Source organism: Hymenobacter bucti (assembly GCF_042681145.1).
Taxonomy (GTDB): domain Bacteria; phylum Bacteroidota; class Bacteroidia; order Cytophagales; family Hymenobacteraceae; genus Hymenobacter; species Hymenobacter bucti.
On the sequence record NZ_JBHUFD010000005.1, the window covers coordinates 772123 to 784075 of the forward strand.

13 protein-coding genes are annotated in these 11953 nt (G+C 61.6%); 5 read left to right on the forward strand and 8 right to left on the reverse strand.

Annotated features, from left to right (window positions below):
* Positions 1 to 5 precede the first annotated feature (5 nt).
* Entirely contained in the window at positions 6 to 1160 is a 1155-nt protein-coding gene (locus ACFSDX_RS15270) for a methionine aminotransferase (RefSeq protein WP_382315020.1), read from the reverse strand.
* Between the two features lie 166 nt (positions 1161 to 1326).
* On the opposite strand from ACFSDX_RS15270, the gene ACFSDX_RS15275 reads away from it, so the two are divergent.
* Positions 1327 to 1758 carry a hypothetical protein gene (locus ACFSDX_RS15275; protein ID WP_382315022.1) on the forward strand — a complete coding sequence of 144 codons (432 nt, stop codon included), beginning with the start codon at positions 1327 to 1329 and terminating at the stop codon, positions 1756 to 1758.
* Between the two features lie 82 nt (positions 1759 to 1840).
* Here the strand turns inward: ACFSDX_RS15275 and msrA are convergent, their stop codons facing one another.
* Complete coding sequence (msrA, locus tag ACFSDX_RS15280) at positions 1841 to 2539, reverse strand: peptide-methionine (S)-S-oxide reductase MsrA (RefSeq protein WP_382315024.1); 699 nt, start codon at positions 2537 to 2539, stop codon at positions 1841 to 1843.
* Between the two features lie 207 nt (positions 2540 to 2746).
* Here msrA and ACFSDX_RS15285 point away from each other — a divergent pair, with 207 nt between their 5' ends.
* On the forward strand, positions 2747 to 3181 hold the full coding sequence (locus tag ACFSDX_RS15285) for a hypothetical protein (protein WP_382315026.1): 435 nt from the start codon (positions 2747 to 2749) through the stop codon (positions 3179 to 3181).
* A 33-nt stretch (positions 3182 to 3214) separates the two neighbouring features.
* On the opposite strand, the gene mutS is transcribed toward ACFSDX_RS15285, so the two are convergent.
* Positions 3215 to 5872, reverse strand: a complete 2658-nt coding sequence (gene mutS, locus ACFSDX_RS15290) for a DNA mismatch repair protein MutS (RefSeq protein WP_382315474.1) — start codon at positions 5870 to 5872, stop codon at positions 3215 to 3217.
* Positions 5873 to 6113: 241 nt separating this feature from the next.
* Here mutS and ACFSDX_RS15295 point away from each other — a divergent pair, with 241 nt between their 5' ends.
* Positions 6114 to 6650: an RNA methyltransferase gene (locus ACFSDX_RS15295; protein ID WP_382315028.1), complete on the forward strand. Its 537-nt coding sequence runs from the start codon at positions 6114 to 6116 to the stop codon at positions 6648 to 6650.
* 70 nt (positions 6651 to 6720) lie between these two features.
* Positions 6721 to 7146 (forward strand): hypothetical protein, encoded by a 426-nt coding sequence (locus tag ACFSDX_RS15300; protein ID WP_382315030.1) that lies wholly within the window; start codon positions 6721 to 6723, stop codon positions 7144 to 7146.
* 106 nt (positions 7147 to 7252) lie between these two features.
* Here the strand turns inward: ACFSDX_RS15300 and ACFSDX_RS15305 are convergent, their stop codons facing one another.
* Complete coding sequence (locus ACFSDX_RS15305) at positions 7253 to 8029, reverse strand: TerC family protein (RefSeq protein WP_382315032.1); 777 nt, start codon at positions 8027 to 8029, stop codon at positions 7253 to 7255.
* Positions 8030 to 8315: 286 nt separating this feature from the next.
* Entirely contained in the window at positions 8316 to 8804 is a 489-nt protein-coding gene (locus tag ACFSDX_RS15310) for a YajQ family cyclic di-GMP-binding protein (protein ID WP_382315034.1), read from the reverse strand.
* Between the two features lie 133 nt (positions 8805 to 8937).
* Here ACFSDX_RS15310 and ACFSDX_RS15315 point away from each other — a divergent pair, with 133 nt between their 5' ends.
* Positions 8938 to 9417: a PaaI family thioesterase gene (locus ACFSDX_RS15315; RefSeq protein WP_382315036.1), complete on the forward strand. Its 480-nt coding sequence runs from the start codon at positions 8938 to 8940 to the stop codon at positions 9415 to 9417.
* Positions 9418 to 9503: 86 nt separating this feature from the next.
* Here the strand turns inward: ACFSDX_RS15315 and ACFSDX_RS15320 are convergent, their stop codons facing one another.
* The 3 genes from ACFSDX_RS15320 to ACFSDX_RS15330 form a co-directional block, all read right to left on the reverse strand.
* The gene (locus tag ACFSDX_RS15320; protein ID WP_382315038.1) at positions 9504 to 10610 is read right to left on the reverse strand and encodes an NYN domain-containing protein; all 1107 of its coding nucleotides are present in this window, start codon (positions 10608 to 10610) and stop codon (positions 9504 to 9506) included.
* Positions 10611 to 10839: 229 nt separating this feature from the next.
* The gene (locus ACFSDX_RS15325) at positions 10840 to 11580 is read right to left on the reverse strand and encodes a metal-dependent hydrolase (protein WP_382315040.1); all 741 of its coding nucleotides are present in this window, start codon (positions 11578 to 11580) and stop codon (positions 10840 to 10842) included.
* Between the two features lie 4 nt (positions 11581 to 11584).
* Positions 11585 to 11812, reverse strand: a complete 228-nt coding sequence (locus tag ACFSDX_RS15330) for a hypothetical protein (protein WP_382315042.1) — start codon at positions 11810 to 11812, stop codon at positions 11585 to 11587.
* Positions 11813 to 11953 lie beyond the last annotated feature (141 nt).

The following is an 11953-nucleotide window of genomic DNA, read 5'->3' on the forward strand; positions in this document are numbered from 1 at the left end:
TTATCTTACCGGCGCAAGCGGGTGGTCGCGGCTTCCAGCGTAACTAGCTCTTTAGCAAAGCAAAAACGTATTAGCCCCGGGTCGTAGCCGTCGTGGTAAAAGGCCGAAACCGGCACCACCGCCACGCCCCAGTCACGGGCCAGCTCTGTGGCAAAGGCCACGTCGGTAGCCCGCGAATACTGCTGATAGCCAGCCAGCTGAAAGTAGCCGCCCGGCACGGCCAGCAGCTGCCAGCCCGCGCCCGCCAGCAGCGCCCGAAACGCATCGCGCTTGGCCTGGTAAAACGCGGCCAGCCCGCGGGCGTGCGCATCGAGGGGGTCGGCGGCCAGCACATCGGCCAGGGCGTGCTGGGTGGGCGTGCTCACGGCAAAGGTCACGAACTGGTGCACCCGCCGCACCTCGGTAGTGAGGGCGGGCGGGGCCAGGCAATAGCCTGCTTTCCAGCCCGTAGCGTGGTATGTTTTGCCAAACGACGACAGCACGAAGCTGCGCGCCCGCAGGGCCGGGTGCTGGCGGGCGCTGCGCGGCGGCACGCCATCAAACACGAGGTGCTCGTACACCTCATCGGAGAGCACCAGCACGTCGGTGCCGTCCACTAGGTTGGCCAGCGCGTCCCAGTCGGCAGCCGAGAACACAGCCCCGCTCGGGTTGTGCGGCGTATTCACCATGATGAGGCGCGTGCGCGGACCTAGGGCCGCCCGCACCGCGTCCCAGTCGGGCCGGAAGTCGGGCGCGGGCAGGCGCACGTAGCGCGGCACGCCGCCCTGCAGCCGCACGGCGGGGCCGTAGAGGTCGTAGGCCGGCTCTAGGATAATGACCTCATCGCCGGGCCGCACCACGGCGGCCAGCACCACGTACAGCGCCTCGGTGGCGCCGGCCGTGATGGTGATTTCGGTATCGGGGTCGGGCGCCGGCGCATCGGCCTGCAGGCGCCCTACCTGCGCCGCAATGGCCTGGCGCAGGCGCGGCAGGCCCGGCATGGGCGCGTACTGGTGGCTGCCCGGCGCCAGGGCGTGGTGGGCCAGCGCCTCGCGCAGGGCCAGCGGCGGGTCGTAGTCCGGAAAGCCCTGGGCCAGGTTGAGCGCCCCCGTTTCCTGGGCCAGCGCAGTCATTTGGGAAAAGATACTAACCCCGATATCGGGTAGCTTGGAAGCCAGCATAAGTGGGCGGTAACGCCCGACGGGCGGAACGTAAAATAAGAGACTCCTAAAGGTAAACGAGCCAGCCGCGCCTAGGCTACTTGCGGCGCCCTCGGCCGTGGCCTTATCTTTACGCAACAGGTTAAACTGCTATTTTTATCCGTAAAAAACGCTCTTTTTGGATTATATGCCTATTATTTATCGCACTTCCTATCTCTTACTGCATCACTATTCGGTGGGCGCTACCATCGAAACCGAATGGCTGGGGTTTGTCAACTCGGAGCAGCTGCGCACCTCGCTGCAGGAGGTGCTGCGCCTGGCCCGCCAGCACCGCATTAGGAGCTACGTGGCCAACAATGTGCTGCTGCGGGCCATCCGCCCCGCCGACCAAGATTGGATAAACGAAGTGTGGTTTCCGGACTTCGCTCGGCTGGGCGTGCAGCGCCTGGCCATCGTCGTCTCGCAGGACGGCCTCAACCGCATGGGCATCGACAACATTATGCAGCGCGCTACCACACACGTGCCGTACGATACCCAGTATTTTGCCGATGCTGCCACGGCCCGCAACTGGGCGGCCGTGGCCAGCGCTAGCGCCGAGCAAACGCTCCCGACGACCTAGGGCTCCATCTCCCATTATAAACCAAGAGCCCCACCGGGCGCATCCGGCGGGGCTCTTGGTTTAAGTTACTTGGGGGCGCCGCTTACAGCGCCTGCTTCAGCTCCTGCGGAAAAAGGGTGCGCACGTGCTCAACCTTACGGGCCGATACGGCTTCGATGTAGGGGTTTTCGGGGTGCAGGCGGTAGTAGCCCTGGTGGTAGTCCTCGGCATCCCAAAATTGCTTGAAGGGTACTACTTCGGTCACGATTTTAGCGTCGTACTGCTTGGAGGCGTTGACTTTAGCAATGGTTTGCTCAATTACTTTTTTCTCCTCCGGCGTGCGGTAAAACACCACCGAGCGGTACTCGGGGCCCGTGTCGTTGCCCTGGCGGTTAAGCTGCGTGGGGTCGTGGCTGGCGGTGAAGAAGATGCTGGCCAGCGTCTGGTAGCTGATGACTTTGGGGTCGTAGTAGATGTTCACCGTTTCGGTGTGGCCGGTTTGCTTGTCGGCCACCTGCTCGTAGCTGGGGTGCGGCACTGTGCCGCCCGCGTAGCCGCTCACTACCTGCTTCACGCCTTTTATTTCTTCAAAGGCCTCTTCCTGCGCCCAAAAGCAGCCGCCCGCAAAGGTGGCCTGGGCCAGGCCCGCAGTGTTTTTGGGCGCGAAGCCCGCCGTAGAGGCCGTCAGCACGGCGGCGGCCGGGGCGGGCGCCTGGGTTTGCGCCTGGGCGGGCTGCTGCGAGCCGCAGGCCGTGAGGGCCAGAATGCCGAGGCCAAGAACGGCCGATACTAGCTTAGTCATGAGTTGGGGCGAAGGAAAAGTCGGATAGCTGAAACGTACGCTAGACGCTGGACCAGCGGATTCTTTCAAACACGCGCGGCCCGCGTGGGGTTCACCGGGCCGCGCTCATTTTGATGGCGTTACCGGGCCAGGCCCGCGCAGCTTTGCGTGGCTGGTTTGCGTAGTACTGCGTTAGCCGCTCCCCGCCATTTCGCACCGCTTACCTGTATGAAGTATTACGCCTTTGCCATTGCCCTAGGGCTCGGCGCACTCGCCGCCCGCCCGGCCCTCGCCCAAAACCGGGTGGCCAACTACGGCTACGGCCAGCCCGGCACGGCCGGCTACGAACACCTCAGCTTCTGGATAAACAATAAGCGCCGCACCGACATCCACTACGCCCACGGCAAAGACCGCCAGGATACGCCGCTGCGCTACGCCGGCCTAGGTCAGGGCGGCTTTAAGACGCAGTTTCCCGACCGGCGCACGCTGTACGTGGTACCCAGCGGCAACACGCTGCTGGTCAGCACCGCCCAGGGCGCCGCCCCCAAAACCTTCACCTGGGAATACGAGGGTCCCGTGAACGGCGTGGGCACGGCGTGCAGCGTGTGCGTGGCCGATGCCGCCGCCGCCATGCGGCTGCTGCGGACGCATTATTTGCGGTAGGTTGTGGGGTCTCGCGGGCGGCGAGGTTCGCACCTACACCAAGCCCTTCAACTCCTGCAACTTCAGCAGCGCCTCAATCGGCGTTAGCGTATTGATATCTAGCGTCTGCAAAAGCTCGCGCAGCTGCTCTAGCTTGGGGTCGCCGGGCTCGAACATGCTGAGCTGGAGCGTGGGGCGCGTGGCCATGGCGCTGGTGGCGCGGGGTCGGGGCTGGGCCGACCTAGGCGCGTCGTCGAGGCCCGCCAGCACGTCGTCAAAGTCGGTGGGCGCGTTGGGGTCATCGGCGTCGGGCTGGCCAGTTTGGGTGCGCTCCTGCTCTAGGTGGTGCATGATTTCGTTGGCGCGCAGCACCACGGCGGGCGGCATGCCGGCCATGCGCGCCACGTGGATGCCGAACGAGTGCTCGGAGCCGCCGGGCCGCAGCTTGCGCAGGAACAGCACGCGGCCGTCGGCCTCTTGCACGGCCACGTTGTAGTTGCGCACCCTAGGGCAGTCGTCGGCGAGCTGGTTAAGCTCGTGGTAGTGGGTGGCAAACAGCGTTTTAGCGCGTGCCTTGGGTGTGTTGTGCAGGTGCTCCACGATGGCCCAGGCAATGCTGATGCCGTCGTAAGTGCTGGTGCCGCGCCCGATTTCGTCCATCAGCACCAGGCTGCGGTCGGAGAGGTTGTTGAGAATACTGGCCGTTTCGGTCATCTCCACCATGAAGGTACTTTCGCCCTTGCTCAGGTTGTCGGAAGCGCCCACGCGGGTAAAAATCTTGTCGATAATCCCGATGGTCGCCTCGTCGGCGGGCACGAACGAGCCAATCTGGGCCAGCAGCACGATGAGCGCCGTCTGGCGCAGCAAGGCCGACTTACCAGCCATGTTGGGGCCGGTTATCACCACGATTTGCTGCTCGTCCTGGTTGAGGCAGATGTCGTTGGGGATGTAGCTTTCGCCGGGCGGCAGGCCGCGCTCAATCACCGGGTGGCGGCCCGCCTTAATATCGAGCGTGGGCCCGTCGTTCACCACCGGCTGCACGTAGCGGTGCTGCCGCGCCGTGGCCGCAAACGACCCTAGGCAGTCGAGCACACCCACGGCGCGGGCGTTCTGCTGCACCTGGCTCACGAAGTCGAGCGCCGCCAGCACAACTTCCTGGTAGATACGGGCTTCAATGACGAACAGCTGCTCTTCGGCGTTGAGAATTTTCTCCTCGTAGGTCTTCAGCTCCTCGGTCACGTAGCGCTCGGCGTTCACCAGCGTTTGCTTGCGAATCCACTCGGGCGGCACCTTGCTTTTGTGGGCGTTGCTGACTTCGAGGTAGTAGCCAAACACCTTGTTATAAGCCACTTTCAAGGACGAAATGCCTGTGGCCGCCTGCTCGCGCTGCTGCATTTTGAGTAAGAAGTCCTTACCCGTAAATGCCAAGCCACGCAGCTCGTCCAGCTCGGCATCCACGCCGTCCATAATGACGTGGCCCTGGTTGGTGAGCAGCGGCGCATCGGGCCGGATTTTGGCCTGAATCTCGGCGCGCAGCGTGGTGCAGGGGTTGAGTTGGTCGGCGAGCTTTTCCAGGGCCCGCACGCCCGAGGCGGTCAGCTTTTCGCGCAGCGGCGCGATGCTTTCCAGCGCCCTAGCCAGCTGCAAGAGTTCGCGCGGGTTCACGCGGCGCACGGCCACCTTCGAGATGAGACGCTCCAAGTCGTTGATAGGGCGCAGCTGGATTTGCACCGCTTCGAGTAGCTCAGCATCGGCCACGAGGGCCGCCACGGTGTCGAGCCGCCGCTGAATCTGACTCACTTCTTTCAGCGGCAGCACCACCCACTTGCGCAGCAGGCGGGCGCCCATCGGCGTCAGGGTTTGGTCTAAGATATCGATGAGCGGGACGCCGCCGGGGTGCTGGGCCTGCACCAGCTCCAGGTTGCGCACCGTGAAGCGGTCGAGCCACACGTACTTATCCTCTTCCAGCCGCCCCAGGCTGGCTACGTGCTGAATATCAGTATGCTTGGTCTCGGCCAGGTAGTGCAAAATGCAGCCCGCCGCAATGACGCCCTCCTTAATGGTATCGACACCGAAGCCCTTGAGCGAAGTGGTGCGGAAGTGCCGCGTGAGGGTATCATGGGCATAGTCGTGGCCAAATACCCATTCGTCCAAGGCATACGTGCAGAAATCGGGGCCGAACTGCTCCTCGAAATCGCGGCGGCTTTTCTTGCAAAACAAGACTTCGGCGGGCCGGAAATTCTGCAGCAATTTCCCTAGGTAGTCGAGGGTGCCCTGCGCCACCAGAAACTCGCCGGTGCTGATGTCCAGAAACGAGATGCCAGCCTCGGTCTTGCCGAAGTGCACGGCGGCGAGGTAGTTGTTTTGGCGGCGTTCGAGGGTGTTGTCGTGCAGACTCACGCCGGGCGTCACGAGCTCGGTTATACCCCTTTTAACTAAGCCTTTGGCTAGCTTGGGGTCTTCGAGCTGGTCGCAGATGGCCACGCGCTGGCCGGCGCGCACCAGCTTGGGCAGGTAGGTGTCGAGGGCGTGGTGCGGGAAGCCCGCCAGCGCCACTTCGCTGGCCGTGCCGGCTCCGCGCTTGGTGAGCGTGATGTCCAGGATGCGGGCCGCCGTCACGGCATCTTCGCCGAAAGTCTCGTAAAAATCGCCCACCCGAAACAAGAGCACCGCGCCGGGGTGCTGCTGCTTGAGCTGGTAATACTGCCGCATGAGCGGCGTATCAATCACCGCGGCGGGCTTGATGTGGTCAGGCCCCAGCGACTTGATAGCGAACTTGGCGGACGGGGCGGCGGGGGCAGAAGTGGTAGACACAGAGCGGAGCGCGACCTTTGGGGTTCGCGTTGTTTGTAAAAGCTAACGAATCGAGCGGCATTCCGCGCCAGCAAGTGCTAGGCGAGGAATCCCAGAAATAAAAACCCTTATTGCGAACGACAAAGTTCGCGCTACTTCTATGCGCAAACTCACCATGCAGGAGCTCAATCGCCTGCCCGTGGACGATTTCAAAGCTACGCCCAAAAGCCCGGTCGTTTTGGTGCTCGATAATGTGCGCTCGCTGCACAACGTGGGCGCCGTTTTCCGCACCGCCGACGCCTTTGCCCTCGAGCGTCTGTACCTGTGCGGCGTCACGGGCCAGCCGCCCCACCGCGAAATTACCAAAACGGCCCTAGGTAGCACCGAATCGGTGGCCTGGACCCACGTGCCCACCACCCTGGAGGCCGCCCAGCAGCTGCAAGCCGCTGGCTACCAGCTCGTGGCCGTGGAGCAAACCACCGGCTCGGTGCAGCTGCCGCAGTTTCAGCCCACCCTAGGGCGGCCGCTGGCGCTGGTGCTGGGCAACGAGGTGTTTGGCGTCGATGACGAGGTGCTGGCCCTGTGCGAAGTGGCGGTGGAGATACCGCAGCTCGGCACCAAGCACTCACTCAACGTGAGCGTAGCGGCCGGCGTGGTGCTCTGGGACGTACTCAGCAAGCTGGCGGTATTTCAGTAGCAGCGCCGTAGCGCGGGCTTTCCGTGCGCGCTACGGCCACGCTTCCGGCGCAGCCGTATGCCCATGGGCTATGTCTACTCCCCTCCCCGCTACCCGCCCCGATGCCGCGCTGCTGGCCCTGCGCCCCCACGTGGAGGGCCAGCCGCCCGCCATCCCCACGCCCGCTACCGTGGCCGACTTCCAGCACCAGGTGTTGCGCCCGCTGCTCAAGCTACAGCACGCGGTGCTGCTGGCCACCGTGGCCGATTTTGCCCTCGACTACCGTCTGCCCCTAGGTAGCCCGGAAGCCACGCTGCGCCCCGCCCTCACCGAGCTGCTGGCCCGCAACGCCCGCCTGCGAGCCACGCTCATTGGCCTGGTCACAGGCTTGTTTACGCAGGCAGAGCTCGCCTTTTATCGCCCGCACCGCAGTGAGCTGAATCGCCGCCTGCTCGACCTGGCCGAGCAGCGCATCCTCAGCAGCCTCGCCGAGTTGCCCGCTGGCCCCGGCGCATAGCGCTGGGCACCGCTTCTAAGAATTTCTACGCACCCAGGACCACAAAAAACCCCGCTGGGCCAATCGGCTCAACGGGGTTTTCGCGTAATCGTGCCCCCTAGGACGACTAGTCGTATTGCGAGTCGCGCAGCGCCACGGGCGCGGCTTTCGGCTTCTTGCGCAGGCGCATGTTCAGCAGCTCGACTATCAGCGAGAAAGCCATGGCGAAGTAGAGGTAGCCTTTTTCAACCTCCTTGTGGGCTGCTTCCATCACCAGCATAAAGCCAATCATAATGAGGAACGACAAAGCCAACATCTTGATGGTCGGGTTCTTATTCACAAAAGTGGCCACTACGCCGCTGAAGGCCAGCATTACGCCCATGGCGCAGATAACGGCCGCTATCATCACCAGCACGTTGTCGACCAGGCCCACGGCCGTCAGGATGGAGTCGAAGCTGAAGACAATGTCGATGATAATGATTTGCACGATGATTTGGGGCAGCGTGGCTTTGCCTTTTCCGGCCGCGTTTTCATCTTCCTCCTCGCCTTGCAGCTTGGTGTGAATCTCAGTAGTGCTTTTGTACATCAAAAACAAGCCGCCCACCAGCAAGATAAGGTCGCGCCCGCTCACCGGGAAAGGCTCGTCGAGCCACGGCAGCGGCAGGGTAAACAGCGCCGAGCGCAGTCCTACAATCCAGGAAATGCTTAGCAGCAAGCCAATGCGAAACACCAGCGCCAGCAGCAGGCCAATGGTGCGGCCCCGCGCCTGCTGTTCTTCGGGCAGCCGGTTGACGGTGATGGAGATAAAGATGATGTTATCAATCCCCAACACGATTTCCATCAGCGTGAGGGTTAGCAGGCTAACCCAGGCGGCAGCATGGGTAAAAGCGGAGAAATCGTACATTATCGCAGATTTAACGGATTTAACGGATTGCGCAGATGCGCCCCGCTGCTCGGGGCTGACTATGCTGGCGCCGCGCTGAATGAAAAAACTAGAAAGAGGCTGTGCTGTAACGGAGAAGCAGGGAGAGCTGGCGAGCAACTACCCGTAGCTTACTCAAATACAGTTGCTTGCCTTAAAATAAACAAAATCAAAACGCACATACGAACTCACCAAACCGCGCCAGCATAGTCAGCCCCGCGCAGCGGGGCGTATCTGCGCAATCCGTTAAATCCGTTAAATCTGCGGTCTATTTCATGTTCACAAACTGCAGGGGCTGGCCGTTGTCGGCTTGGCGCAGTAGGGCGATGACGGCTTGCAGGTCGTCTATCTTCTTAGCGCTCACCCGAATCTGGTCGTCCTGCATTTGGGCTTCGACCTTGATTTTGCTGTCTTTGATAGTCTTGATGATTTTGCGGCCCGCTTCCTTGTCCACCCCGGCGCGCACCTTAATGGTCTTCTTCACCAGGTTGCCGCTGGGCTGCTCCTCAGCCGTGAAGTCGAATGCGGTGCCATCGATGCCCTGCTTCACCACGCGGGTCAACAAAATGTCTTCCAGCGCCTTAATGCGCATCGAATTTTCGGAGCTGAGCAGAATGGTGTTATCCTTTTTGTTGAGCTCCATGCCGCCCTTGGTGTCGCGCAGGTCGTAGCGGGTGGATAGTTCTTTCTTGGCCGTGTTCACGGCGTTTTCCAGCGTCTGGGGGTCTACTTTGCTGACGATGTCGAAGGAAGGCATAACAGTAACGGGAGGAAGCACGCAGCCACCTAGGCAGCTACATGAATTTTGGGTAAAGGTAAGTGGGTTTGGCTTGGTCAGACGCATCTTCGGGCGCCCAACTGGTGGGCCTTCTACGTTAGTTTGCGCCCCCGTGTCGATTCATCCCCTCCCCGAATGGCCCGCCCTGGTGGCTGGCTACAACCACATAAACGCCTATGGCCAAGCCAACGGCATGACGCTGAGCGTGCCCGCGCCCGGCCAGGCCGAGTACCGCATGGTCATTCGGCCCGAGCATCTTTCGTCGCCGGGGGTGGCGCACGGCGGTGTGCTGGCCGGCCTCATGGATGCCGTGCTTGGGGCCGCGGCCCTCACGCTGGCCTTCACCACCGGCGAGCTGGTCTCGACGGTCGAATTCAAGCTTAATTTTTTGCACCCCGTGCGCCTGGGCGACGAACTGCGAGCCACCGCCCAGGTCGACCACGCCGGCAAGTCGCTACTGGTGTGCAGCGGCACCATCTACCGCCAGATAGCCGGCGAGCCAGCCGAAGCCGCCGTAGCGCAGGGCCAGGGCACCTTCAACCGCTACCCCGCCCTCAAGCGCCTGGGCGAGCTCGGCACCCTGCTACCCTAGGGGCACAGCAGCGGCCACCGCTACGCCCAATTAAAAAAGCCCGAAGCTTGCGCCTCGGGCTTTTGAATTACAGCGAAAACGCTGCCTTAGAGCGTGGCGCTGAGCGCCTGGCCTACGGCAGCGGGCTCGTAGTCAACATCTTCGTCACCGGTGAGGTTGGGGGCGGCTACTTTGCGCACGTTGCGGGCGCAGTCTTCGTCGCGGTGGTTGCGGCCCACCGTAAACTCTACCCAGTCACCTTCGCGCAGGTCGTTGAAGTCCCCCTCCGACAAGTCGGCGTAGGAGAAGAACAGGTTATTCGGGGGCATTATCACAAAGCCGAAGCCGTTCTTCAGGTTCTTGATGGTGCTGATGCCCACCGTGCCCACGGGGCCGGCGGCCGTGGGGCCGCTAGTGCGCACCACGCGCGGCGCACCGGCCGCAGCAGCGGCGGCTGCCGGAGTAGCGGCGCCAGCCGCACCGGCGGCGGGCGGAGTTGAGGCGGTTGCCCCGGCGTAGTTGAAGCCGTTGGTAGAGGGCGCGAAAGCCGCGGGCTCGCTCTGCGTCACGAACATATTCTCAACTACCTCGTCCTGCTCCTGCAAGCCGCGGTCGATGACGGCGTGCATGGCTACCGGGTAGGTAGCCTGCTCCAGCAAGTGCTGCGAAGCGCGCGTTACGCGGGTTTCGCCCTTGAAGTCTTCGTATTTGAAATCCCAGTTCAGCAGCATCACGCGGGTACCCACGGTGTTGAGCTTGCGAATGAGCGGCACATAGTCGGAGTCGCCGGCGATGAGCACCACCACGTCGAGGGTTTTGTGCAGCGCCATTTCGAGGGCTTCGAGGCTCAGCCACACGTCGATACCTTTTTCCTGGAGGCGGCCGTCGCGGGTTTTGAGGGGCATGTAGTGCGTGCACACCCCTAGGTTCATCAGAATGTCGTCGAGCAGGCGGTCGTGAAACAACCGGTCTTTATCGCGGGCCTCGGTGGCCGAGAGGCGGCCCCGGAAGAAGTGAGCGGTAGTTACCTGCGCCAGACGCACATCAACATCTTCTTCTTCAGCTACTTGATGGCGAATAAACTCGTGCAGGCCTTCGAGGCTAATGCGGGCCTTGCGCTCGTGCTGAAAATAATAGTAGTCGCTAATTTTTAGAAAATAATTGCCGTCGTAAAAAACGCCGACCCGGATGAGGGGACTGTTCATCTGGTTCATAAAGATGGGGTATTAAGTGGGGGTAGAGTTTTAGTGCTGATAGAACGGATAACTTATTGATAACCTTGAAACGGCGCAAGCAACTAACTATAAATCAGATAATAAGGACTAGCCCACGGCCAAAAGTTGACCGTACTGTATAGTTCACGTTAGAATACTTTCGCCCCAGCCGGCCACTCGTTCCAACGCGAAACTAACAGTTTGCCCCGATAACCGCAACTCTTAGCGCTTAAAACCCTAGGTGACCGATTACTAAGCCCAGCACCAGGAGCCCGTAACCCAGGCAAATCGCGGCCTCCATGATGTTGCCCGATTTGGACCCGGTGCTCATCAACGGAATTTTAAAACTGTAGTCAGTAAGCGGCAGCAGCCACCGCACCCCCGACTTGGTAAGTGTATCAGCCAGTATATGAGATATATAGCCGCCACCCGCAAAATACGCCACGCCGTGCCAGCCCAGGTTGCGGTTGGCCAGGTCACCGATATAGGTCCAAAGCGCAGCCGCCCAAATGGTATGCGTCCAAGAACGGTGCGAGGTAAAGGGCGCCAGCGCGATAAACGTACCTAATAAACTAAGCCATAAAAATTGTGTATAAAGTCCAATGAGCACCGTGCCCAGCCCCGTGAACAGCAGCGCCAAGCGCCGGGCCGAGCCGCCCTGCAAGGCCACGCCGATGAGGCCAAATGCCAGCGCGGCGGTGTAGCTTAGGCGCTGGTCGGGGCCGGGCCGCAGCTGCCAGTAAGCATAGGCCGCCAGTGCCAGCGCCACGCCCCCAAAAGCCCAGCGCACGTAGCCCTGCGTGAAGCCCAGGCGCTTGCTGAGGCGGCTTTCGGGGTGGTCGAGGTCGGGGGCGAGGGCCGAAAAGCCAGCCAGCGCAATGCCGGGCAGCGAAAACGGGATGCCGGGCACGAGGCCCGCAATGGCCACGCCCGTAATGAGGCCGATGGCCAGGTGAGCAGAACCGCGCAACTACTTATGCTTGTGGATTTTCGAGGCGATTGAGACGCTGCTCATGGTTTTTCACCTGGCCGTCGTGTTCGAGCAAGCGCTTGAGAAAGGACTCCAATGACTTGACAACTGCCATGCCGATACGGTCGGGCATGGCCTGCATATCCTCACGCAAGCCGCGCAATTTGGCCTGCGCCTCATGCATCTCCATAATTAATTTAGCTACCACTTCGGGCAAGTCACGCGGATTCATAAAATATACTTGTAATAGTTGGCCAAGTTACGATAAAAGTGCTGGTGATGGCCGCGCGGCAAGCAAAAATTGCTAATCTGGCTAGCTAAAACCAACTCGTCGGAAACCTTCGCCCTGCCGATACTGTATGAAGGCAGCGCT